Genomic DNA, 21,981 nt, shown 5'->3' on the forward strand with positions numbered 1-21,981 from the left:
GGCTATTCTGTCTCGTCTGCCGCCGGGGGGACCACAATCTGAGGGGCGCCGTCAGTTTCTGCCAAGGATACAAGTAGCGCCTCCTGCATGCGCTGCAAGGCCGTGTCCGCATCGAGGCGCGCGAGCGCATCGTCGATCCACGGTCCGAAGGTCTTGGCCTCCGGCCCCTTGAGCTTTTCAACTTCCATAAGGGCTTCCTGGAGATTCCCGGCTTGGAGCTTCGCGTCGGCGCGGGCCAGGATCGCATCCGGCCCCGTGCCGTCCGGCTGTTCCCCGATCCGCCGAACCTTGACGAGCGACTGGGCGCCGCCGAGGAGCCGGCCAAAAAGATCCTGCTCGGCTTCAGGCTGCGCGGCCAGCGCTTGCTCGCGCAGCGCGGCAAACGAGGCGGCCAGCATCGGTACGGTCGGAATGCCGGTATGCTCGTACTCGGCAAGGTCTTCGAGGTCGTTCGTGTCGGTCGACAGCGCCGTCATGGCCGCGAGTTCCGGCGCGAAGGGGCGGCCCGAGTTGACCGCGTCGCGCAGGCCCGAATAGGCGATCGTGAGATTGGCCTTCCTGGTTTGGGCGTTCTCCTCATCGACCGCGCGCTCCAAAGACGGAAGCGTCGTCTCGATCTCGTTCAGGCGCCGCTGCAACGCTGAGATCTCGGGCTTCAACTTTGGCCCGTCATCCGCGGACATCGTGGCCGTCGTCAACGCCTTGAGCTTGGCGTCGAGAGCGGAAACTTCCGACTTCAGCGCCTCGACGGTTTTGCCGTCTGCGCCGGACGCCGTGGCGCCGGCCAAGGCCGACTGAACCTCTGTCTGGACCTTGCTCTGTATTTGACTGTCGAGACGCTGTTCGGCCTCCGCGACCTGCCGGCTGATCGCCGCGGCGTCAGCGACGGAACCGCCGTCTTTCGCCGCCTCGGCCATCGACTTGAGGCTCTGCTGCATCTCGGCCACCTGTGCCGCGAGTGTCTTGACCTCGGCCGGGTCGACGGCCGGCGTTGCAGCCTCTCCGGACGTGGACTCAAGCGTCGTCAGACGGGACTGCAATGCCGCGAGAGCGTCGGCGTTGTCCGGGGTCTTCGGCGCAGTTTCGAGCGCGGCAATCCTGGTCTCGATGTTCTCGATGCCGGCCTCTTGTTGCGGCGCGCTTACCGGCAGGTAGCCCCAGACCAAGGCCGCCAAGACCGCGAGCCCGCCGGCGAGCCCCGCCAAGGCATGGGTGAAGAGGGCACCGATCCAGGCGAGAAATCTGCTGCCGAACGAGCGGTCGCTGGATACGGCCGCAGGCGCCGGCTGTGCCTCGTCGGCTTGCGCGTCGGACTCTCCATCCGCCTCGCCCGGCTCATCGCCATCGGCGCTGTCCTCGCCGGACTCCTCGACGTCCGCCTCGTGTGCCGGCGCTTCGTCCGCGCTGGCGGAACCGGCCTCGAGCGCTCCCGCCGTCGTCTCTTCGGCTTTCGACTCCTCGGCGCTCGGTTCGACGGACACTTCCGTCGCCGTGCCCTCGATGGTCGGGCGCGGACGCTTGTCCGCGGAATCGGATCCCGTGCCCCTCTCGTCGAAGGTACCGCTCATCGCATCATGACCTCTGCGCTGTCGCCAATGTGGCCGAACTCATACAGCCGAAAATCGAATCGGCCCGTGGCACGCATCGAGAAAATACTCACGCACCGGCCTCCACCAGCGCAATGAGATCCTCCTCACGCGCATACGGGGGAACGCGTGCTTCGACGCCCAAGGGCACGACGGCCTCTGCTATCGCCTTGGACAAGCAATAGCAAACGAGTCCCTTAACTTGTGTGACGAGGCCGTAGCGCTGGATGAGTCTGGCGAATGCGCGCGCGGTCCGCGGCGACAACAAGAGCACGCCGTCCACGTCGCCCCGCTTGAGTTCCTCGACGATCTGCTCGCTCAGCTCCTCGACGGGGTGCGAGCGGTACAGGACGACCCGGCGCAACTCGAAGCCGTCTTCCTCGAGCGTGCCCTTCAGGTCGTAAGCGACCTTCTCCGCACCGATATGGAGCAGCGGACCGTGGTCGGGATGAACTTCCGTGCAGATGATCGGCGGCAGCCCCGCGCCCGTTCCGGGGCCGATGGTCACCTCGGTGAAGCCCAACTGCCGGGCCGCCCAAGCCGTCGCTTCGCCGACGGCGAATAGCGGCAGTTCGACCGCCTTGTCGCGTTCGGGATGGGTTCCGAGGGCGCGCAGCGCATTCCGGCTCGTAATGACGATCGCTTGCGCGCCGTTCAAATTCAGCGGGACGTCCTGAAGAAACTCGATCTCGAGCAGCGGGGCCCGGACAGGCTCATGCCCCAATGCGGACAGCGTCTCCGCTTCCCTTGTCGCATCCGGTTCCGGCCTCGTTACGAGCAAGCGCATTCGTTCACATCACGTCAGCTTGTCGAGGAACGCGGAGCCGGCACGGCCGCGCACGTCCTCGCCGGCCTGGCGGCCGATCGCTTCTGCTTCGGCGCCGGGTCCGGTCATTTCAACCTCGTGCCACTCTGCGCCGTCCGGAGAGAGAATCAACCCGCGAAACCGGATTGTGTCGCCCTCACTCACCGCAAGTCCCGCGATAGGGGTCCGGCACGACCCGTCCAGCTCGGCAAGAAATGCCCGTTCGCAGGTGACGGCGGTCTGCGTCGCCGCATCGTTCAGCGGCTGCAACAGCGCGCGCGTCTCGCCATCATCACAGCGTGCAACGACGCCAATCGCACCTTGTGCGACAGCCGGCAGCATGTCGCCCACCGAAAGCACCGACGTGGCCGCATCGGCGAGGCCGAGCCGGTCGAGGCCCGCTTTGGCCAACAGCGTTGCGTCCGCGACGCCCTCGGCGAGTTTTCGCAGGCGCGTCTGAACATTGCCGCGAAAGTCGACGACGCGCACGTCAGGGCGCGCCCGCTTGACCTGGGCGCCCCGGCGCAAGGAAGAGGTACCGACCACGGCGCCGGCCGGGAGCGCCGCCAAGGAGGCCGCGGATGTACTGAGAAAGGCATCGCGCACGTCGGCGCGCGGCAGGACGGCAGCAAGGCACAGTCCATCCGGAAGCTGCGTCGGCAGGTCCTTCATGGAATGCACGGCAAGCGCGATATCGCCCCGAAGAAGGGCTTCGTCGATTTCCTTCGTGAACAGCCCCTTGCCGCCGAAATCGGCCAGCGGCTTGTCTTGGATTCGGTCGCCGCTGGTGGTGATCACGCTCAGCGACGCCGCGCCGAGCTCCGGACCGTGATGGGCCGCGAGGCGGTCGCGCACGTGCTCGGCCTGCCAGAGCGCGAGGGGACTGCCTCGTGTGCCGATGGGAAGTGATGCGGGCAAGCTGCGAAAAATCCTCGCATTAACAATAGGCTGCGCGGGCGACTCACGGAGGGGAGTACCCCATTATTGGACCGTTTCGCCAGCCCCTTCAATGTCCCAGGCCATTCGGGCCGACCTCGAAGCCTTGCCGCCGCAACTGTCGCACCGCTCGCGTGTTGCGTATAACAAGGCGGTCCGCTACGGGGGCAGAACAAGGTTGGAGCGAAACTGAAGCCATGAGCGGCCTTCTCGCATTGCTCGACGACGTCGCCGCCATCGCCAAGATGGCCGCGGCGCAGGTCGACGACATCGCCGCCCATGCGGCGAAAGCCACGGGCAAGTCGGCGGGCGTGGTGGTGGACGATGCCGCCGTGACGCCGAAATACGTCACGGGTATCGCCGCAGCCCGCGAACTGCCCATGGTCGGCAAGATCGCCACCGGGTCGATCGTCAGCAAGCTCGTGATCCTGTTGCCGGCGCTGCTCTTGCTTCAAGCGTTCGCGCCGTGGGTCATCGCACCGCTGCTGCTCCTCGGCGGCTGCTACCTCTGTTTCGAAGGCGCCGAGAAGATCTGGCATTGGATGCTCGGCCATCATGAGACCGAGCGCGACACGGAAAAGCCCGTCAGCGCCGCTCATCTCGAGGAACAGCGGGTCAAGGGTGCGATCAAGACCGACTTCATCCTGTCGGCCGAGATCATGACCATCGCTCTGTCGACCATCGAGGTCGACGACCTTTTGACCCGCGCCATCGTCTTGGCGGTTGTCGCCGTCGTGTTCACCGTCATCGTCTATGGCGCCGTCGCGCTGCTCGTGAAGGTCGACGATATCGGCTTGCATATGAGCCAGGAGGCGTCGCTGAAGTTCCTTCGTTCCTTTGGGCGTGGTCTTGTCGTGGCCATGCCTACGGTCCTCAACGTCATCTCCGTCGTCGGTACGATCGCCATGCTCTGGGTCGGCGGCAGCATCGTCGAGCACAGCCTTCACACCCTGCACGTCTCATGGCCGCACGAGGCCACGGGCTGGATCGTGACGTCGCTGATCGGCGATGACGCGGGCGGTGCGCTCACCTGGATCGTCACCGCCACGGTGCATGCCGTCTTCGGCTTCCTGCTCGGATCGATCCTCATTCCGGTCGTGACGGTACTGCTGATGCCGATCGGTGTGCTATTTCCGGAGAAATGAACCGGACACCACTCACGCTCCTTGGCATCGAAACCAGCTGCGACGAGACCGCCGCCGCGGTCGTGCGTCTTCGCGCCGATGGCAGCGGCGAGATTCTCGCCAATGTCGTCCGGGCCCAGCTCGACCTCCATGCGGCCTATGGGGGCGTCGTGCCGGAGATCGCCGCGCGCGCTCACGTGGACTTGCTGGAGCCGGCGATCAACCAGGCCATGGCGGAGGCCGGGCTCGACTTCGGCGACCTCGATGGTGTGGCCGCCGCCGCCGGTCCCGGCCTGATCGGCGGCGTCATCGTCGGCCTGACCACCGCAAAGGCCATCGCGCTCGGGGCCGGAAAGCCGTTCGTCGCGGTCAATCACCTGGAAGCGCACGCGCTCAGCCCCGGCCTCACGGACGATGTCCATCCGCCGTATCTGCTTCTGCTCGTCTCGGGCGGGCACACGCAGCTCGTCGTCGTGAACGACGTGGGCGCCTACACCCGTCTCGGCACCACCCTCGACGACGCCCTCGGCGAAGCGTTCGACAAGGCTGCCAAGCTGCTCGGGCTCGGCTATCCGGGCGGGCCGGAGGTCGAGCGCTGGGCCGCACGCGGGACTGCGAACGTTCCGCTGCCGCGCCCCATGATGGGTCGCCCCGAGCCGCATTTTTCGCTCGCCGGTCTCAAGACGGCGCTGCGCCAGGAGGCCATGGCACGAGAACCTCTCAGCGAGCAGGACGTCGCCGATCTTTGCGCCAGTTTCCAGGAAGCCGTCGGCGACGTGGTCCGGGACCGCGTCACCCGGGCCATGGACCTGTTCGAAGACCTCGCCCCCGCGGACACGGTGCTAACGCTCGTCGCCGCGGGTGGCGTCGCGGCCAACGGGGCGCTCCGGACCGCGCTCGGTGAAGTGGCGGCGGCGCGCGGATACCGGCTGGTGGTGCCGCCCCCGCACCTGTGCACGGATAACGCCGCCATGATCGCCTGGGCCGGTGCTCAGCGGCTGGCGCGCGGCCTCACGGACGATATGGGCACGCCGGCGCGCGCACGCTGGCCGCTCGATCCGGACGCGGCGCCGGCACTCGGCGCCGGCGTGAAGGCCTAACGCCGCATTCGGTGCTTTTTCGTCCACGCGGAAGGCGAATCTGCGCTAAAACCGGTCGCCGTGACTGGCAGGCAGCTTCAGACGATCGGCATTGTGGGCGGCGGTGCGTGGGGAACGGCCCTCGCGACCGTGGCACGGCGTGCGGGCCGCGACGTGTTGCTGTGGGCCCACGAGCCCGAAACCGTCGCCGCGATCAATCAAACCCACGCCAATCCCACCTATCTGCCGGGCGTCGATCTCGACCCGGCCATCGAAGCGACGTCGCAACTGAGCGAGGTGGCGACCTGCGATGCGCTTCTGATCGTGAGCCCCGCGCAGCACCTGCGCGATATCCTCGGCGCCTTGCAGCCCTATATGCGGAGCGGGCAACCGCTCGTCCTGTGTTGCAAGGGCATCGAGCAGTCGACCGGCCTGCTGATGTCGCAAGTGGCCGCCGACGTGTTGCCGGGCACGACGATCGCCGTCCTGTCCGGCCCGAGTTTTGCCGCGGAGGCCGCCCGCGAATTGCCCGTTGCCGTGACCCTTGCGACTGGCGCGGAAGATCTGGGGCGGGACCTCTCCCATGCGCTCCACGCGCCGGCCTTCCGCTGCTATTGGAGCGGCGACGTGGTCGGTGCGGAGATCGGCGGCGCCGTCAAGAATGTCTACGCCATCGCCGCCGGCATTGTCGTCGGCAAGGAACTCGGCAGCAGCGCTCAAGCCGGGCTCATCACCCGCAGCTTTGCCGAGATGGCGCGCTTCGGTGTGGCCATGGGCGCCGCGCTGGAAACGCTGATCGGTCTGTCGGGCCTGGGCGACCTCGTGCTCACCTGCGGCAGCGAGCAGTCGCGCAACATGTCGCTCGGCATCGCCCTGGGCCGGGGCGCCACGACGGCGGAAGTCCTGTCGGAGCGCTTGTCCGTGACCGAGGGGGTGGCGACGGCGCAAGCCATGGTGGAGATCGCCCGGGCGCGGGGCATCGAGCTGCCCATCGCCGAGGCGGTCCATGCCATTGTGAGCGGCGAGATGGGTGTCGATGCTGCCATCGACGCACTGCTCTCGCGCCCCTTGCGCTCCGAGACCGAATGACGAAACAGCGCGCCGCGGCAGCGGCGTTCGACACCTACCCGAGGGAGGCCTGAATGTATTTCGCGTTCATCTGCACCGACAAACCGGACGGCTTGCCCATCCGCAAGGCGCACCGCCCCGAACACCTGGCCTACCTCCAAGGATTGGGAGACACGCTGAAATTTGCCGGCCCGTTCACGGCCGAGGACGGCGAGACCATGACCGGAAGCCTCGTCGTGATCGAGGCGCTCTCGCTCGCCGACGCGCAAGCGATCGCCGACGCTGACCCCTTCGCCAAGGCAGGCCTGTTCGCCTCGGTCGACATCCGCCCTTGGAAGTGGTCTCTCGGAAAGCCGGAAGAGTAGGCGCGGAGGTCCGATGGCGTATTGGCTGATGAAGTCCGAACCCGGCACGTGGTCGTGGGAGGATCAGAAGAAGGAAGGCGCGAAGGGCGCCGAGTGGGACGGGGTGCGCAACTACCAGGCCCGCAACAACATGCGCGCGATGAAGAAGGGGGATCTCGCCTTCTTCTACCACTCGATCGGCGAGAAGGCGTGCGTGGGGATCGTCAAGGTGGTCGTGGAGGCGCATCCGGACTCCACGGACACCACGGGCAAGTGGGAATGCGTGGATGTCGCCGCCGTCGAGGATCTCCCGAAACCCGTCACGCTCGACGAGATCAAGGCGACGCCGAAACTCGCCGACATGGTTCTCGTCAACAACTCGCGCTTGTCCGTGCAACCGGTGACTGCGGCCGAGTGGAAAGCGGTGTGTGCGCTGGCGGGGCTAAAGAATCCGCCGACGGCCTAGTGCTCTCGCCGCTTTTTCTGCGTTAAGGTCTTGTCGAACAAGACAGCCGTGATGGCTGCGGGGAGGCAAACATGGCATTCGCAGGGGCGAACTATTTGGCCGTCGTGGTCGCCGCACTGGCGGGATTCGGCGTCGGTGCGATCTGGTACACGGTCCTTGGCAAGGCGTGGCTCGACGCCCTCGGCAAGAGCTGCGACGAGACCAAGGCCGGCGGCGGCGCCAAAGCCATGCCTTTCGTGATCGCGATCGTCGCCAACCTGGTGATGGCGATCATGCTGTCCGGACTGATGGGACACCTCGGCAACGTTACGGTCCGGGGCGGGCTCATCAGCGGCTTCTTCATTTGGATCGGGTTCGTCATCACGACCATGGGCGTCAACCACGCCTTCAGCGGCGCCAGCACCAAACTCACCGCCATTGACGGCGGCCATTGGCTGGCCGTGCTCCTGGTCATGGGCGCCATCCTCGGCGCCTTCGGGTCTAGACGGCCCCAGGTCTTCGACGAAAGTCGGGTCTAGACGAAAGAATGACCCGCAGACACTTCTCCACCGCCCCGCATGGCGGCATAATGTCCCACACAATACGCCGTTCAAGGCTACTCGCGTACTAGGGAGGATCCGGACCGATGTCCGAGCATAAGGTCTACAAACTCGACCCCGTCGAAGTGTCCGACGCGTGGAAAGAACGCGCCTATATCGACAACGACAAATACCTAGCGCTCTACAAAGAGAGCGTCGAGGACCCGGACAGCTTCTGGGGACGGGAAGGACGGCGCATCGATTGGATCAAACCGTATACGCGCGTCAAGAACTCGACCTTCGCGTATCCGGACGTCTCCATCAAATGGTTCGAGGACGGAACACTCAACGTATCGGCGAACTGCATCGACCGGCACCTTGCGAAGCGCGCGGACCAGACGGCCATCATCTGGGAGCCGGACGATCCGGAGACCCCCGCCCAGCACATCACCTATCGCGAGCTGCACGACAATGTCTGCCGCCTCGCCAACGTGCTGAAGGCTCAAGGCGTCAAACGCGGCGATCGTGTCACGATCTATCTGCCGATGATTCCCGCCGCGGCGTACGCCATGCTGGCCTGCGCGCGCATCGGCGCGATCCACTCCATCGTATTCGGCGGATTCTCGCCGGATTCGCTTGCAGGCCGCATCGAGGACTGCAAATCGGCCGTGATCATTACCTCCGACGAGGGACGGCGCGGCGGGCGCAGCGTTCCGCTCAAGGCCAATGCCGACGCCGCCGCGGACAAGAGCGGTCATGTCGAGAAGATCCTGGTGGTGCGTCACACGGGCGGCGATATTCCGTGGACGGAGGGCCGGGACATCTGGCTGGACGAGGCGATGGCCGAAGCGAGCCCCGATTGCCCGCCGGAAGAGATGAACGCCGAGGACCCGCTATTTATTCTGTATACGTCCGGTTCGACCGGCGCGCCGAAAGGTGTCGTCCACTGCTCGGGCGGGTATCTCGTCTATGCATCGATGACCCACCAATACGTCTTCGACTATCACGACGATGATGTCTATTGGTGCACGGCCGACGTGGGCTGGGTCACCGGCCACAGCTACATCGTCTATGGCCCGTTAGCGAACGGCGCGACCACATTGATGTTCGAAGGCGTGCCGAACTTTCCGGATCCGTCGCGGTTCTGGCAGGTCGTGGACAAGCATAACGTCACCATCTTCTACACTGCCCCGACAGCCATCCGGGCCCTGATGGGCGCAGGAGAGGACTATGTGAAGTCGACGAGCCGCAAGTCGCTGCGCTTGCTGGGCTCGGTGGGCGAGCCGATCAATCCGGAAGCCTGGGAGTGGTACTATCACGTGGTCGGCGAGATGCGCTGTCCGATCGTGGATACGTGGTGGCAGACCGAAACCGGCGGCGTATTGATCACGCCGCTGCCGGGCGCAACGAAGCTGAAGCCGGGCTCGGCGACGCGTCCGTTCTTCGGTGTGCAGCCAGCCCTGGTCGACTCGGAAGGCAGCATGATCGAAGGACCGGGACAGGGCAATCTCGTCATCCTCGACTCGTGGCCCAGCATGATGCGAACGGTCTACGGCGACCATAAGCGCTTCGTCGACACGTATTTCTCCGCCTACAAGGGGATGTACTTCACCGGCGACGGCTGCCGGCGCGACGAGGACGACTATTACTGGATCACCGGGCGTGTCGACGACGTGATCAACGTGTCGGGCCACCGCATGGGAACCGCGGAGGTCGAATCGGCCCTCGTGGCCCATCCGAAAGTCTCCGAGGCGGCGGCCGTGGGCTTCCCTCACGACATCAAGGGGCAGGGCATCTACTGCTACGTCACCCTGATGGCCGGCGAGCACGAGATCGATACGCTCAAGAAGGAGCTGCGCGACTGGGTCCGCAACGAAATCGGCCCCATCGCCGCCCCGGACCACATCCAGTTTGCACCGGGACTGCCCAAGACGCGCTCCGGCAAGATCATGCGGCGCATCTTGCGGAAGATTGCCGAGGACGAGTACGGCAATCTGGGCGACACCTCCACGCTGGCGGATCCGACCGTCGTTTCTCATCTGATCGAGAACAGGCAGAACAAGCGCGTCAGCTAAAGACCCGAGGGTCCCAATCGCGGGCTATCGAACGGCCGGGCTCCCATGCCCGGCCGAACCGCGCTATGAACTTCGTGGGAGCCTCGTGCGGCGCGGGGCGGTTTCACGAGGATAGCGAATGGTCTGGATCATGCGGGTGCTGGTGGCTGTTGCCTTGGCCCTGGGGCTCGTGATCGTGATCGTGCTCCTGATCGGCAATGTGGGATCGGGGGACAGCGGCAGGGAGGTCACGGCGCTCACTGTCGGCAGCCGGACCGTCACGGTCGACGGCCATTACGAAACGCTCAGCCAGGAATCGATCGCGGACGGCGTGAAGATCATCGTGGAGGGCCACGAGATCATGGTCACCGCCGATCAGCTCTCGGTAGACGGCAAGGCTCAGGTTCTGGAGCCGGAAGAGAACGTCACCGTCACCGTGTCCAAGAACGGCAACATCAAGGTGAAGCTCGAGCCGGAAAGCTAGGGCCCCGCACACGACATTGGGGCCCCGCCGGGAGGCCCCAATCGCAACGCATCTTCGGATTTCAGAGGGTGCCGGTTCTAGCCGGACATCACCTTCGCGAACTGGGCCAGCATGGTGTTCCAGGCATCGCGCGTATCGCGGTCGAAGGATTTGTCGAGGGACCGCTCCAGCGTCCACACCAATGCGCGGGACATGGTGCGGTAGTGACGGGCGCGAATGCCCATCTGCCGGTGACGCGTGCCGAGCAGCTTCAGCGTCGGCGCCAGGCCGTCTTCGTGGCCGAGCGAGATCATCGCGAGCTTGGCGCTGGCCGAGAATTTCCGGGCCTGCATCTCCACCGGACCGTCGAATTTCTTGCGAAGGCCGGGATCGAGGCGGAACAGCTTCAGGAAGAAGAGTTGGGCGACAAGGTCCAGAGCGGGCTCGAGGCGGAAAAAGCTGTTGAGAATCAAACGCTTCTGTTCCGTCGTCAGGTTTAGATCCTTGGACGCGGTGCTTCTGGCGCGCCGGGTGGATTTCTTGGGCGCAGCATCCGAAACGTGCAGTGCGGCTGGCATGTCGGGTTACTCCTTGAACTGAATTTTCGACAGAATGCGCAAACCGGATTGATGAAGCGTTAAGGTAAGCGCGTTCTTAAGTCGGCGGCGGCGCGCAGGCAGGGAAGCGACCCGGATTTTCTGCGCCCGCTCAAGCCCTTGCGCCGGGCCGGTCCGCTCCCAACATATAAGAAGCCGCGGATTTCCGCGGTTTTTTGGACAGTCTACGGAGGCCACACCGTCCATGAGTTACATGCGCACCGCGATTCTGCTCGCAGCGCTCACCGCCCTCTTCATGGGCATCGGGTTCCTGCTCGGCGGGCAGACCGGCATGATCATCGCGCTCGTGATGGCGGGCGGCATGAACCTGTTCGCCTATTGGAACTCGGACAAGGCCGTGCTGCGCATGTATGGCGCGCATTTGGTGGACCCGAATGGCGGCCGCGATGCGCGCGAGCTGTACGACATGGTGGCGGGGCTCGCCCGCAATGCGAACCTGCCCATGCCCAAGGTCTATGTCATGGACAATCCGCAGCCGAACGCGTTCGCCACGGGCCGCAACCCCGAGAATGCGGCGGTGGCGGTGACGACCGGCCTGATGCAAACGATCACCCGCGAGGAGTTGGCCGGGGTCATTGCCCACGAACTCGCCCATATCCGCCATCACGACACGCTGCTGATGACGGTCACGGCGACCATCGCGGGTGCGATCTCCATGCTCGCGAACTTCGCCATGTTCTTCGGCGGCAATCGCGACAACAACCACATGGGCTTCATTGGGACGCTTGCCCTAATGATCCTCGGCCCCATGGCGGCGAGTCTCGTGCAGATGGCGATCAGCCGGACGCGCGAATACGAAGCCGACAAAGGCGGCGCCGAAATCTGCGGCCATCCGCTGTGGCTCGCGTCCGCCTTGCAGAAGATCGCCGGGGGCGCGGCGCGCATCCCCAACGAAGAGGCGGAAGAGAACCCCGCCTCCGCGCATTTGTTCATCGTCAATCCGCTGCATGGTCTCCGTCTCGACAGGATGTTTGCGACGCACCCGCCCATGGAGGAGCGTGTGGCGAGGCTTAAAGCCATGTCGCACACCATGGGATCCGGCGGGCTGGGCTCCGGCGGCTATGACGGCGGAGATACGCGTTCTACCACGCAAGCCGGGCCCTGGTCCGGAAGCGTGCCCGAGAGCCCCCGCCGCGCGCGCGGCCCGTGGGGCTAAACTCGGGCTAGCCATGCAACAGTCCCTAATTCGGCGCTGAGCGCCGCAAGACCAAGAGCCTCACCGGCCACCGATCTCCCCTAGACTCTTAGAAACCAAAGCACCTTGGAGACAAAGCGATGAAGACCACCCCTCGGAACAAGACCCTTTCGCCTACGCGCGACCACCAGGTCGGGCTGCCGGCCCGCCGCGCCGCCGCGGACCTGCTCGACGCCGTGCTGCAAAAACACCAGGCCCTGGACGATGTGCTCGGACGGGTGCGCAATGGCGCCTTGTTCGATCTGCCCACACGGGACCGGGCGCTCGCCCGGGCGATCGTCGGCACGTCCCTGCGCCGTAAGGGGCAGATCGATCGCGTGCTGGAGACGTTTCTGGAAAAAGGGCTGCCCGCCAAGGCAGGCACGCTCTATCCGATCCTGCTCTCTGGCGCGGCGCAAATCCTTTTCATGAACGTCCCGCCCCATGCGGCCATCGATCTCGCCGTGCGCCTAGCCCAATGGGATCCGCGCGCCAAGCGCTACGACAAGCTGGTCAACGCCGTCCTGCGCCGCGTGTCCGAGAAGGGCTCCGCCATCGCGGACACGCTCGACCCGGCCCGGGTCAACACGCCGGACTGGCTGTGGCAGCGCTGGGTCCGCGCCTGGGGCGAGGACCGGACAAGTGCCATCTCAGAGACGCAGCTGATCGAACCGCCGCTCGATCTCACCGTGAAAAGCGACCCGGATGTGTGGGCCGAGAATCTCGGCGGCCGCGTGCTGCCCACCGGCAGCGTGCGTCTGATCCCGCGCGGGCGGATCGAGGAATTGCCTGGTTTCGATGAAGGCGCCTGGTGGGTGCAGGACGCCGCGGCCTCCATTCCGGCGCAGTTGCTGGGTGACGTTGCAGGCAAGCGCGTCGCCGACCTGTGCGCGGCTCCCGGCGGCAAGACGGCGCAACTCGTCGCCAAAGGCGCGGCCGTGACCGCCGTCGACCTTTCCAAGAACCGTCTCGCGCGCCTCGAGGAGAACCTTGCCCGCCTTGGCCTCGCCGCCGAGACGGTCACCGCCGATGCCAGCCAATGGCAGCCGGATGCCCCGTTCGACGCGGTGCTGCTGGATGCGCCCTGCTCGTCGACCGGTACGATCCGCCGTCATCCCGACGTGCCCTATCTCAAGACCGACAAAGACATTGCGGAACTGGCGGCGCTTCAGACCCGGCTGCTCGACAATGCGGTGCGCCTTTTGAAGCCGGGCGGCACCCTCGTCTACTCGACCTGCTCGCTCGAGCCGGAAGAGGGCGAAGCGCAGGTTGCCGCGCTCCTCGCCCGGACCGATTCGCTCCGTATCGAGCCAATGCGGGCCGACGAACCGCTTGGCAATACGGAGTGGGCGCAATCCTCCGGCGTGCTGCGGACGTTCCCCTTCCAACTCCAACTCGATAGTCCCGAATGGAGCGGCATGGACGGGTTCTTCGCGGCCCGGATCGTCGCCGCCGGCTAGGGAAGAAAGTGTTGAGCCACTTGCCCTTGGGGTCCTGCTGCACGACAATGCGCCGAGCTTGGTCAACAAGCGGCGGGGGAGAGCGTGGCGCCTGTTTTGCGTGCTGCAGCTCGGATGGAGAACGATCCTAATGGTGGGCGATCAGGCCTTCGAGCGCGAGTCCGGCGCTCAAGAGGTGAAGCTTGGCGGGCCGAGTGCGTTGCGGCGCATGATGCTGTCCGGGCTCGCGGCCGTCAGCTACCCCGGGTCGCAGGCCGAGCAACTGCTTCTCGCCCCCCAGGAACTGCGGACCGCTGATCCGAGCTTCGCGACGGAGATCTACAACGGCCATTTCGGACTGGCCGGAAAGCTGGCCGATATCGGCGCTCAGTCGCCTTTCGAAATCAACCCACCGTCGGCGAGCTGGGCGCGGGAACTCTACGGTTTCGGCTGGCTCCGGCATTTGCGGGCGGCGGATTCCGAACTGTCCCGCGAACAAGCCAAGACGCTGGTTCACGATTTCATCCGCCTGCGCCGGCAGGTGCCGTCGCTTGCGTGGCAACCGGAGATCGTCGCCCGGCGGGTAATCTCCTGGCTCTCGAACTCGGTCCTCGTGCTGGCCGCCGACGAGCCGGAGGCCTACGAATCGTTTCTGAAGGAACTCACCGCGCAACTGCGCTATCTCTCGGCGGGCTATCGCGACGCACCCGACGGGGTGCCGCGGCTCCTGTCGTTGACGGCGCTGCTCTATGGCGGGCTGTGCATCGCCGACCAGAAGGCGGTGGTCGACCGCTATACCAAGCCGTTCTGCCGCGAGCTCGACCGGCAGATCCTGCCAGATGGCGGCCATATCTCCCGCAATCCGGAGGCGCTCATCGAGCTGTTGCTGGACCTCCTGCCTTTGCGACAATGCTTCGTGGCCCGCGACCGCACCCCGCCGAAGGAACTCACCGACGCGGTCGACCGCATCATGCCGATGCTGCGCTTCTTCCGGCTGGGCGACGGATCGATGGCCCGATTCAACGGCGCGGGTCCCACGCCCACCGACGCGCTGGCCACCGTGCGCGCTTATGACGACATCGATGGGGCGCCGGTCCGTTCCGCGGCGAATTCGGGCTATGTCCGCGTGGAGGCCGGATCGACCCTCATTCTATGCGACCTCGGGCCGCCGCCCGCGAAGTCCCTCACGCGCCAAGCCCATGCGGGCTTCTTGTCTTTCGAGATGAGTTCGGGAGACGCGCCCATGATCATCAATTGCGGCGCGCCGACGCCCGAGTTCGAGGAATGGCGCCTCTATTCGCGCACAACGCCGGCGCATTCGACGCTCAGCCTCGAGGACGACTCGCTGGCCGAGTTCGAACTGGCGAGCGAAGACGCCGAACCGGAGGCGGACGCCGCCTTGATCGGGCCGCTCAATCCGCAAGGGGCCTTTTCCGACCAGGGTGAGGGCGGGAATTTGCGCATCAAGGGCTCCCATGACGGCTATGTGGAACGCTACGGTGTCAGCCACGCCCGGCAGATCCTGATCTCCCCGGACGGCAATCTGATCTCGAGCGAAGACAAGCTTTCGACGCGCGGCCTGAAGAGCCCGGATGTGCTCATCGCCGGGGCGTATGCCGTGCGGTTTCACCTGCACCCCTCCGTCAAGGCCCAGACCATGGGCGACGGCATGTCGGCGGTGCTGGTCTTGCGCAACGGCGAGACATGGCGGCTCACTGCCAACGCCGAGGAGATGAGCATCGAGGAAAGCGTGCTTCTCGCCGATCCGCGCGGGCCGCAAGTGACCTCGCAGATCGTGCTCAGCGGCATGATGGGCGACGCGCGCGAAGTGCGCATCGTCTGGAACCTCGAAAAGACGGGTGACGAGGCTGCGCCGCACGCGCTCGTCGATCCCAACGATACACCCGACAATCGTTCGAACGACAGCTAGACCATGCCGACACGTAAGATCAGAAGAGCGCTGCTTTCGGTCAGCGACAAAACCGGACTCGTCGAGTTCGCACAGGCGCTTGCCAAATATGATGTGACGCTGGTGTCCACGGGCGGCACGGCACGAGCCCTGCGCGAGTCCGGGCTGGACGTGGTCGACGTCGCCGAGGTCACGGGCAGCCCCGAGATGATGGACGGACGCGTGAAGACGCTGCATCCGAAGATCCACGGCGGGCTCCTCGCCATGCGCGACAACGCCGAGCACGTGGGCGCAATGGAAACGCACGGCATTCCGCCGATCGATCTCCTGGTGGTCAATCTCTATCCATTCGAGGCGACGGTGGCGGGCGGCGCGGACTTCGACACTGCCATCGAGAACATCGACATCGGCGGCCCGGCGATGATCCGCGCGGCTGCCAAGAACCATGACGGAGTCGCCGTCATCGTCGATCCGGACGACTACGATCAAGTGCTGGAAGAGATCGCGACTCACGAAGGCTGCACAACGGGCGCCACGCGGCGGCATCTGGCGGCCAAGGCCTTCGCGCATACCGGCGCCTATGACGGGGCGATCGCGACCTGGTTCGCCGATCAGCTCGACGTGACTGCGCCGCACAAGCGCGTTTTCGCAGGCACGCGCGAAGCCAAACTGCGCTACGGGGAGAACCCGCACCAATGGGCGGCGTTCTACAAAACCGCCGAGCAGCGACCCGGCATCGCAACGGCCGAACAGGTACAGGGGAAGGAACTCTCCTACAACAATCTCAACGACACGGACGCCGCCTTCGAACTCGTGGCGGAGTTCGATCCGAACAGCTCCGCCGCCGTCGCGATCATCAAACATGCGAACCCGTGCGGCGTTGCGCTCGGGGCGACGCTGGCTGACGCCTATGCGAAGGCGTTCGCCTGCGACAGCGTCAGCGCGTTCGGCGGCATCGTGGCGCTCAACCGCACGCTCGATGCCGAAGCCGCCGAAGAGATCGTCAAGATCTTCACCGAGGTGATCATCGCGCCCGATGCGACCGGCGCCGCCAAGGAGATCATCGCCGCCAAGAAGAATCTGCGGTTGCTGCTGACAGGCGGGCTGCCCGATCCACGCGCCGACGGAATCACGGTGCGCTCGCTGGCCGGCGGCCTCCTGGTCCAATCCCGGGACAACCAGCTGGTCGACCAGGACGCGCTGAAAGTCGTGACCAAGCGCAAGCCTTCCGAGCAGGAGCTCGCCGATCTGGTTTTCGCCTTCACCGTCGCCAAGCATGTGAAGTCGAACACGATCGTCTACGCCAAGGACGGCGCGACGGTCGGCATTGGCGCCGGACAGATGAGCCGCGTGGATTCGGCACGCATCGCCGCGCGCAAGGCCCAGGACGCGGCCGAGGCGTTGGGGCTGCCGCAGCCCCTCACAAGCGGATCCGTGGCCGCGTCGGACGCGTTCTTCCCCTTCGCCGATGGCCTCGAAGTGGTGGCGGAAGCGGGCGCGACGGCGGTGATCCAGCCCGGCGGCTCCATGCGCGACGAGGAGGTCATTGCCGCGGCCGACGAGGCCGGCCTCGCCATGATCTTCACCGGCATGCGCCACTTCCGGCACTAGCCCCCAAAACGCAAAAAGGCCTCCCCGAAGGGAGGCCTCTTCGTCAGCTCTTGTTGGCCGTTCGCCTAGAGCCCGTCCGGATAGACCGGTTGGGGCTGGTTCGGCGACGGCGGCTCGCCCTTGTGTGGTAGCTTGGGCGCATCTTCCGACACGGTCGGCGGCACGACGATCGTCGCGGCCTCTTCGTCGACCACGACGGTGTTGCCTTCCGGTGTCGTCATCACCTCTTCGGCTTCCTCGACAACGACGGCAGGCGCCTCGTCCGCGCTCTCCGACATGTCGTCGGCAGCGTCTTCCGGATAGACCGGCTGCGGCTGGTTCGGCGAGGGCGGCTCACCCGTGTGCGGCAGGGTCGGCGCATCTTCCGACACCGTCGGAGGCACGACCACGGTCTCCTCGACGGTCGTCTCCTCAATGGCAGCCGGCTCTTCCTCTGCAGGAGCCATCGCGTCCTCTGCAGCGGCTTCGGGCTCTTCCTCAGTCGCAGCCGGCTCTTCCTCGGCAGCCGCAGGCTCTTCCTCGGTCGCAGCCGGTTCTTCCTCGGCGGCAGCAGGCTCTTCCGCAGCAGGAGCGGCCTCGTCTTCGGCAGGAGCTGCTTCTTCCTCAGCCGCCGGTGGCTCTTCTTCGGCCGCCGCAGGCTCTTCCTCGGCAGCAGGCTCAGCTGCCGGCGCAGCCTCCGTCGTGGTCTCTTCCGTGGCGGCCGGCGCCACGTCCTTCTCGCTCGTTTCGTCCTTTGGTTTCTCGCAAGCAGCAAGCAACGCCGCTGCCAGCAAAGCACCACCCAAACCCACGTATTTCATGATCGCCCCCCGATCCATCGATTGCGCGCGAATTTCCATCCTAAGGCACTCAGTGAAGCGTAGCGCGAAAAGCCACGTATTTCTACGGTTTGCGTGGATGGCTCTCAAACGCCGGTGACGTTGAGGGACTGACGTGTGCTGGGTGTGACGCTTGGATCGGTCCGGACTATCGCGATCCGGCGCACCGCGGGCCCGTTCAGCGCGATGAACGGATCGGCAGAAGGAGCAGGAGCCCAACGATCAGGAACACGAGACTGATCGAGATTCCAAGGCGCTGGCTGTCCGTCAGCGTTGTCACGATGCCGATGGCCAGCGGCGCGGCGAAGGCCGTGACTTTTCCCGAGAAGGAGAAAAAACCGAAGAACTCGGTGGTCTGGGCGGGCGGACAGATGCGAGCCAGCAGGGTGCGGCTCGAAGCCTGGATCGGCCCCAGCGCAATGCCGATGAGAAGCGCGAAGGCGAGCAGAACCCGCTCTCCGGTCGAGGCAAACAGCCCGCCGCCATCCACCTTTTCCGTCACAGGCACGAAGAAGAGGATCTCGTCCGGATCCACAGACAGGACGCCGAGCGAGCCCACGATGAAAATCAGGAGGCCGACAACGATGACATGCTTCGAGCCGACGTGGTCGTCGACAAGGCCGCCGAGGCCCGCGCCGAAGAAGGCCGCGACCGTCAGGATGATCCCGAACAGGCCAAGCTCGGTGACGCCCCAGCCGAACACGCTGGCCGCATAGATCGCGCCGAAGGAAAACACCGCGGCACACCCATCCGCGTAGAGCATGCGCGCAAGCAGGAAGAGCGCGACGTTCCGGTGCGCCCGCAGCAACTCCCGCAAGGACTGCAGCAGCCGGACGAGACCTTCCCGCACGGGATTGACGGCCGCCGGTGCGCTGCGCCGATCCGGCGTGAACAGGAACATCGGCAGGACGAACACGAGATACCACAGCGCCGAGAACGGTCCGACAAGCCGGTCACCTTCGCGTGTGGCGGTATCGAGTGCGATAATGGGGTCCAAGCCGAACAGCGTCTTGCCCGTGTGCGGGCTCGTCACCAGGAGGCCGGCGACAAGCGCAAGGCTCACCAGTCCGCCGGCGTAGCCCACCGCCCAGGCAAGGCCCGAGAGCCGGCCCAAGCGCCGTGCCGAGACAAGCCCCGGCATCATGGCGTTGTTGAACTGCGTGGCCAGTTCCACGCCGAGCGTAGCGATGCCGAAGGACACGAGCACCAAGGGCACGGCCGCGGTCGACCCCGGCACGGCGAACCACAGACCGCCGAGACCAATGATCAACATGGCCGAGAACACCGCGATCCAAGGCTTACGCGGCAGCCCCGCATCGGCGATGGCACCGAGTACCGGCGCAAGCACGGCGGTCAGCAGCTGTGCGGCGCTCGTGGCGAACGCCCAGAGCGATTGGGCATGAGCCGGATCGCTCATGAAGCCGTTCACGAAATACGGTGCGAACAGAAAGGTGACGACGAGGGTGTAATAGGGCTGCGTGGCCCAATCGAACAGGGCCCACCCCACCACGCCGCGTTTGCCGACAGGCTGCGCGGTGTCAGACATAGCGCTCGGCGTCGAGCACGATCAAATGGTTCGGCAGTTCGTCTTCGCCCAGCGGCCCGGGCGGAAAATGTTCGGCCAGGATATCGCCGCACCGCTCCGCCGCCGCGATCAGACCTTGCACGCGGTCCCCCCGGCCAATCTTCGCCGTGAGGTCCGCGATCAGATCGTCCCAGACATTCTGCGGCACCTTCTCGTAGATCCCATTGTCGGCGATCACCTCGGCGTAGCGTTCGGCGTCGGACACGTAGACGAGAACGCCGGTGCGTCCCTTGGTGGTGTGAAGGTTCTGGGCCAGAAACTGCTGGAGCGCCCGCAGATGCGCGCGGCGCCGTTTCAGGCGTCCCGGTGCAAGCGCCACGCGGACCGGCGGCCACTGGACCAGCAGCACTCCGGCGGCGAAGACCGCGAGCTGGGTCAGATACACATACTCGATGGGCCACTTCGTCAGATGGATGAAGGGCAACGGCACGGCGAGAGCCAGAAGCGCGGCGCACAACAGCGCGAAGAAGTAGTAGCCCGACGAGGACTCCGCCACGACGATAACGATCTCGCCGCTGGTCTTGAGTTCGGCACGTGCGATCGCGTCGGAAACCGCCTCGTGTTCAGCTGGGGTGAAGGGCTTCATCGCCTGTGGTCTTTCGCGCCGGAGCGCCTCGATCGCACCCCGGCACACTATGGCGATAATCGCCGGGTTTGGAACCGGCAATGTGGCCGGTGAAGAAAGCGTGCCGCGCTACCAGCTGCCGGAGGAACCGCCGCCGCCAAAGCCGCCTCCCCCGCCCGAGAAGCCGCCACCGCCGCTGCTCCAGCCGCCGCCCGAATAGCCGCCGCCGGAGCGGCCGCCGCGGCTGCCGCCCGGCGCGACGATCACGCCTTTGCTGGACAGGTACATGATCAGCACGAAGATCGCGATGTAGAACAGGATGGTGAACCAGTCGATCGGCACTTCATCCGCGTCGCGGCGAACTTTGGCTCGCCGTTCCAGCTCAGCCGTGTCGCCCGTGAGCGCAAGGCCGATGTCCTCGACGCCGGTCTTGATGCCGCCCGGAAAGTCGCCGCTGCGGAAGCGGGGCAGGATCGCATTGTCGATGATCACCCGGGACAGGGCGTCCGTGAGGATGGGTTCGAGCCCGTAGCCGACTTCGATGCGCACTTTGCGCTCGTTGGGCGCGACGATGAGGAGGACGCCGTTGTCCAGCTCCTTCGTGCCGATGCCCCAATGGCGGCCGAGCTGATAGCCGAAATCCTCGATCGTGTAGCCCTGCAACGAAGGCAGGGTGACCACGACCAGCTGATCCGAACTCTTGTCTTCGAGTTCTTTCAGTTTCTCCGTCAGCGCCTGCTCGTCGGCAGGGCTCAGGAGATCGGCGTTGTCGACGACGCGCCCCGTGAGCGCCGGGAACTCCGGCTCGGCTTGGGCGCCCGGAAGCAAGAGGGCCAGACAGAAGACTAGTGTCAGCGCGCCCAGGAGGCCGTGAAGGATCGCCCGGCTGTGCGAAATTCCGGCCATAAAGCCCTCGCGTTGACGGGTCGGCCCGCTAGAACTCGACCTTCGGCGTCTCCATCGCATCCTGGGACACGGAGAAGTTCTGCATCGGCTCCAGACCCGAATACAGGATCATGTGCCATAGCCGTCCGGGGAAGGTCCGCAGCTCGGTGTTGTAGTCCCGAACCGCGGCGATGTAGTCACGCCGCGCGATGGCGATCCTGTTCTCGGTGCCTTCGAGCTGGGACTGCAGCGCCAGGAAGTTCTGGTTCGACTTGAGGTCCGGGTAGCGCTCGACAGTGACGAGCAGCCGGCCCAGTGCACCGGACAGATTGTTCTGCGCCTCTTGGAATTTGTCGAAGGCTTCCTTGTTGGTGAGGATGTCTTTCGGGATCTGGACCTGCGTGGCCTTGGCCCGCGCCTCGATCACCTCCGTCAGGACCTTGCTTTCCTGTTCGGCGAAGCCCTTCACGGTTTCGACCAGGTTCGGAATGAGATCGGCCCGGCGCTGATACTGGTTGAGCACTTCGCTCCACGCGGCTTGCGCGCGCTCATCCAGCGTGGGGATGGTGTTGATGCCGCAACCGGCGAGCATCGCCGCCATCAGCGACAGGAGTCCGACCCGGCCGACGGGCCCGTTCCAAATCCGTGCCAAGGCCTGCATGTCGATCTCCTTTCGAGCGATCCCTCTACCGACTCGTGTAGTGGCAGCCCCGGATGCTGACAAGCAGTTTCGCGGGGCCGATTCGCAGATCACAAGCGCTTTGCGCCTGGATTTGGTGTTGCGCGAATGAGACAGCGGGTAACTTTCTGCTGTCGCAGGGCCTGCATACCGACCCAGGCCTCTTCCCTTTTTGCGGTGCACACCCAAACTAACTGTGCGTCAGGTCAACGTTTTTTCCACAAGCGCGCGTGAAGGACTTCCGTTCGGCACGCGG

At 65.4% G+C, this 21,981-nt stretch carries 21 protein-coding genes; 12 read left to right on the plus strand and 9 right to left on the minus strand.

The window, feature by feature from the left end; genetic code table 11:
• Nucleotides 1-2 precede the first annotated feature (2 nt).
• The 3 genes from DCY11_RS07560 to hemC form a co-directional block, all read right to left on the minus strand.
• Complete coding sequence (locus DCY11_RS07560) at nt 3-1,568, minus strand: COG4223 family protein (protein WP_108682374.1); 1,566 nt, start codon at nt 1,566-1,568, stop codon at nt 3-5.
• A gap of 88 nt (nt 1,569-1,656) precedes the next feature.
• A complete protein-coding gene (locus DCY11_RS07565; protein ID WP_108682375.1) occupies nt 1,657-2,373 on the minus strand; it encodes a uroporphyrinogen-III synthase in 717 nt (238 codons plus the stop codon).
• 9 nt (nt 2,374-2,382) lie between these two features.
• Nucleotides 2,383-3,309: a hydroxymethylbilane synthase gene (gene hemC, locus DCY11_RS07570; RefSeq protein ID WP_208430429.1), complete on the minus strand. Its 927-nt coding sequence runs from the start codon at nt 3,307-3,309 to the stop codon at nt 2,383-2,385.
• A gap of 215 nt (nt 3,310-3,524) precedes the next feature.
• On the opposite strand from hemC, the gene DCY11_RS07575 reads away from it, so the two are divergent.
• The 8 genes from DCY11_RS07575 to DCY11_RS07610 all read left to right on the plus strand — a co-directional run bounded on the left by DCY11_RS07575 (nt 3,525) and on the right by DCY11_RS07610 (nt 10,464).
• Nucleotides 3,525-4,472: a DUF808 domain-containing protein gene (locus DCY11_RS07575; RefSeq protein ID WP_108682377.1), complete on the plus strand. Its 948-nt coding sequence runs from the start codon at nt 3,525-3,527 to the stop codon at nt 4,470-4,472.
• Nucleotides 4,469-5,551 carry a tRNA (adenosine(37)-N6)-threonylcarbamoyltransferase complex transferase subunit TsaD gene (gene tsaD / locus DCY11_RS07580; protein WP_108682378.1) on the plus strand — a complete coding sequence of 361 codons (1,083 nt, stop codon included), beginning with the start codon at nt 4,469-4,471 and terminating at the stop codon, nt 5,549-5,551. Before DCY11_RS07575 ends, tsaD begins: the two co-directional genes overlap by 4 nt.
• 60 nt (nt 5,552-5,611) lie before the next feature.
• Complete coding sequence (locus tag DCY11_RS07585) at nt 5,612-6,619, plus strand: NAD(P)H-dependent glycerol-3-phosphate dehydrogenase (RefSeq protein ID WP_108682379.1); 1,008 nt, start codon at nt 5,612-5,614, stop codon at nt 6,617-6,619.
• Nucleotides 6,620-6,672: 53 nt separating this feature from the next.
• Nucleotides 6,673-6,963 carry a YciI family protein gene (locus DCY11_RS07590; protein ID WP_108682380.1) on the plus strand — a complete coding sequence of 97 codons (291 nt, stop codon included), beginning with the start codon at nt 6,673-6,675 and terminating at the stop codon, nt 6,961-6,963.
• A 13-nt stretch (nt 6,964-6,976) separates the two neighbouring features.
• Entirely contained in the window at nt 6,977-7,408 is a 432-nt protein-coding gene (locus DCY11_RS07595) for an EVE domain-containing protein (RefSeq protein WP_108682381.1), read from the plus strand.
• Nucleotides 7,409-7,479: 71 nt separating this feature from the next.
• Nucleotides 7,480-7,926, plus strand: coding sequence for a DUF1761 domain-containing protein (locus tag DCY11_RS07600; protein WP_108682382.1), 447 nt, complete (start codon nt 7,480-7,482; stop codon nt 7,924-7,926).
• A gap of 107 nt (nt 7,927-8,033) precedes the next feature.
• Entirely contained in the window at nt 8,034-10,001 is a 1,968-nt protein-coding gene (acs, locus tag DCY11_RS07605) for an acetate--CoA ligase (protein WP_108682383.1), read from the plus strand.
• 118 nt (nt 10,002-10,119) lie between these two features.
• On the plus strand, nt 10,120-10,464 hold the full coding sequence (locus DCY11_RS07610; RefSeq protein WP_069443981.1) for a hypothetical protein: 345 nt from the start codon (nt 10,120-10,122) through the stop codon (nt 10,462-10,464).
• Nucleotides 10,465-10,541: 77 nt separating this feature from the next.
• Here the strand turns inward: DCY11_RS07610 and DCY11_RS07615 are convergent, their stop codons facing one another.
• Nucleotides 10,542-11,021 carry a globin domain-containing protein gene (locus DCY11_RS07615; RefSeq protein ID WP_108682384.1) on the minus strand — a complete coding sequence of 160 codons (480 nt, stop codon included), beginning with the start codon at nt 11,019-11,021 and terminating at the stop codon, nt 10,542-10,544.
• 223 nt (nt 11,022-11,244) lie between these two features.
• Between DCY11_RS07615 and htpX the strand changes: the two genes are divergently transcribed.
• The 4 genes from htpX to purH all read left to right on the plus strand — a co-directional run bounded on the left by htpX (nt 11,245) and on the right by purH (nt 17,193).
• Entirely contained in the window at nt 11,245-12,216 is a 972-nt protein-coding gene (gene htpX / locus DCY11_RS07620; RefSeq protein WP_108682385.1) for a zinc metalloprotease HtpX, read from the plus strand.
• Between the two features lie 119 nt (nt 12,217-12,335).
• A complete protein-coding gene (rsmB, locus tag DCY11_RS07625) occupies nt 12,336-13,694 on the plus strand; it encodes a 16S rRNA (cytosine(967)-C(5))-methyltransferase RsmB (protein ID WP_108682386.1) in 1,359 nt (452 codons plus the stop codon).
• A 130-nt stretch (nt 13,695-13,824) separates the two neighbouring features.
• Nucleotides 13,825-15,603 (plus strand): heparinase II/III family protein, encoded by a 1,779-nt coding sequence (locus DCY11_RS07630; protein WP_108682387.1) that lies wholly within the window; start codon nt 13,825-13,827, stop codon nt 15,601-15,603.
• Between the two features lie 3 nt (nt 15,604-15,606).
• Complete coding sequence (gene purH / locus DCY11_RS07635; protein ID WP_108682388.1) at nt 15,607-17,193, plus strand: bifunctional phosphoribosylaminoimidazolecarboxamide formyltransferase/IMP cyclohydrolase; 1,587 nt, start codon at nt 15,607-15,609, stop codon at nt 17,191-17,193.
• A 65-nt stretch (nt 17,194-17,258) separates the two neighbouring features.
• Here the strand turns inward: purH and DCY11_RS07640 are convergent, their stop codons facing one another.
• The 5 genes from DCY11_RS07640 to DCY11_RS07660 all read right to left on the minus strand — a co-directional run bounded on the left by DCY11_RS07640 (nt 17,259) and on the right by DCY11_RS07660 (nt 21,707).
• On the minus strand, nt 17,259-17,993 hold the full coding sequence (locus DCY11_RS07640; protein ID WP_159079870.1) for a hypothetical protein: 735 nt from the start codon (nt 17,991-17,993) through the stop codon (nt 17,259-17,261).
• 196 nt (nt 17,994-18,189) lie between these two features.
• Nucleotides 18,190-19,557 (minus strand): MFS transporter, encoded by a 1,368-nt coding sequence (locus tag DCY11_RS07645; RefSeq protein ID WP_108682390.1) that lies wholly within the window; start codon nt 19,555-19,557, stop codon nt 18,190-18,192.
• A complete protein-coding gene (locus DCY11_RS07650; protein ID WP_108682391.1) occupies nt 19,550-20,182 on the minus strand; it encodes a TPM domain-containing protein in 633 nt (210 codons plus the stop codon). The genes DCY11_RS07645 and DCY11_RS07650 overlap by 8 nt, the downstream gene beginning before the upstream one ends.
• Nucleotides 20,183-20,290: 108 nt before the next feature.
• A complete protein-coding gene (locus DCY11_RS07655) occupies nt 20,291-21,067 on the minus strand; it encodes a YgcG family protein (RefSeq protein ID WP_108682392.1) in 777 nt (258 codons plus the stop codon).
• Nucleotides 21,068-21,095: 28 nt separating this feature from the next.
• Nucleotides 21,096-21,707, minus strand: a complete 612-nt coding sequence (locus tag DCY11_RS07660; protein WP_108682393.1) for a LemA family protein — start codon at nt 21,705-21,707, stop codon at nt 21,096-21,098.
• Nucleotides 21,708-21,981: the final 274 nt, after the last annotated feature.

The sequence above is a fragment of the Methyloceanibacter sp. wino2 genome (genome assembly GCF_003071365.1).
Taxonomy (GTDB): Bacteria; Pseudomonadota; Alphaproteobacteria; order Rhizobiales; family Methyloligellaceae; genus Methyloceanibacter.

What these genes read in the sequence shown, in the direction of transcription:
- DCY11_RS07565 (WP_108682375.1), bottom strand. Translation starts at nt 2,373, where the DNA reads ATGCGCTTGCTCGTAACGAGGCCGGAACCGGATGCGACAAGGGAAGCG.
- DCY11_RS07630 (WP_108682387.1), top strand. Translation starts at nt 13,825, where the DNA reads ATGGTGGGCGATCAGGCCTTCGAGCGCGAGTCCGGCGCTCAAGAGGTG.
- DCY11_RS07655 (WP_108682392.1), bottom strand. Translation starts at nt 21,067, where the DNA reads ATGGCCGGAATTTCGCACAGCCGGGCGATCCTTCACGGCCTCCTGGGC.
- DCY11_RS07640 (WP_159079870.1), bottom strand. Translation starts at nt 17,993, where the DNA reads ATGAAATACGTGGGTTTGGGTGGTGCTTTGCTGGCAGCGGCGTTGCTT.
- DCY11_RS07560 (WP_108682374.1), bottom strand. Translation starts at nt 1,568, where the DNA reads ATGAGCGGTACCTTCGACGAGAGGGGCACGGGATCCGATTCCGCGGAC.
- DCY11_RS07595 (WP_108682381.1), top strand. Translation starts at nt 6,977, where the DNA reads ATGGCGTATTGGCTGATGAAGTCCGAACCCGGCACGTGGTCGTGGGAG.
- DCY11_RS07615 (WP_108682384.1), bottom strand. Translation starts at nt 11,021, where the DNA reads ATGCCAGCCGCACTGCACGTTTCGGATGCTGCGCCCAAGAAATCCACC.
- DCY11_RS07660 (WP_108682393.1), bottom strand. Translation starts at nt 21,707, where the DNA reads ATGCAGGCCTTGGCACGGATTTGGAACGGGCCCGTCGGCCGGGTCGGA.
- htpX (WP_108682385.1), top strand. Translation starts at nt 11,245, where the DNA reads ATGAGTTACATGCGCACCGCGATTCTGCTCGCAGCGCTCACCGCCCTC.
- purH (WP_108682388.1), top strand. Translation starts at nt 15,607, where the DNA reads ATGCCGACACGTAAGATCAGAAGAGCGCTGCTTTCGGTCAGCGACAAA.
- DCY11_RS07610 (WP_069443981.1), top strand. Translation starts at nt 10,120, where the DNA reads ATGGTCTGGATCATGCGGGTGCTGGTGGCTGTTGCCTTGGCCCTGGGG.
- DCY11_RS07645 (WP_108682390.1), bottom strand. Translation starts at nt 19,557, where the DNA reads ATGTCTGACACCGCGCAGCCTGTCGGCAAACGCGGCGTGGTGGGGTGG.
- acs (WP_108682383.1), top strand. Translation starts at nt 8,034, where the DNA reads ATGTCCGAGCATAAGGTCTACAAACTCGACCCCGTCGAAGTGTCCGAC.
- DCY11_RS07575 (WP_108682377.1), top strand. Translation starts at nt 3,525, where the DNA reads ATGAGCGGCCTTCTCGCATTGCTCGACGACGTCGCCGCCATCGCCAAG.
- DCY11_RS07650 (WP_108682391.1), bottom strand. Translation starts at nt 20,182, where the DNA reads ATGAAGCCCTTCACCCCAGCTGAACACGAGGCGGTTTCCGACGCGATC.
- rsmB (WP_108682386.1), top strand. Translation starts at nt 12,336, where the DNA reads ATGAAGACCACCCCTCGGAACAAGACCCTTTCGCCTACGCGCGACCAC.
- DCY11_RS07600 (WP_108682382.1), top strand. Translation starts at nt 7,480, where the DNA reads ATGGCATTCGCAGGGGCGAACTATTTGGCCGTCGTGGTCGCCGCACTG.
- tsaD (WP_108682378.1), top strand. Translation starts at nt 4,469, where the DNA reads ATGAACCGGACACCACTCACGCTCCTTGGCATCGAAACCAGCTGCGAC.
- DCY11_RS07590 (WP_108682380.1), top strand. Translation starts at nt 6,673, where the DNA reads ATGTATTTCGCGTTCATCTGCACCGACAAACCGGACGGCTTGCCCATC.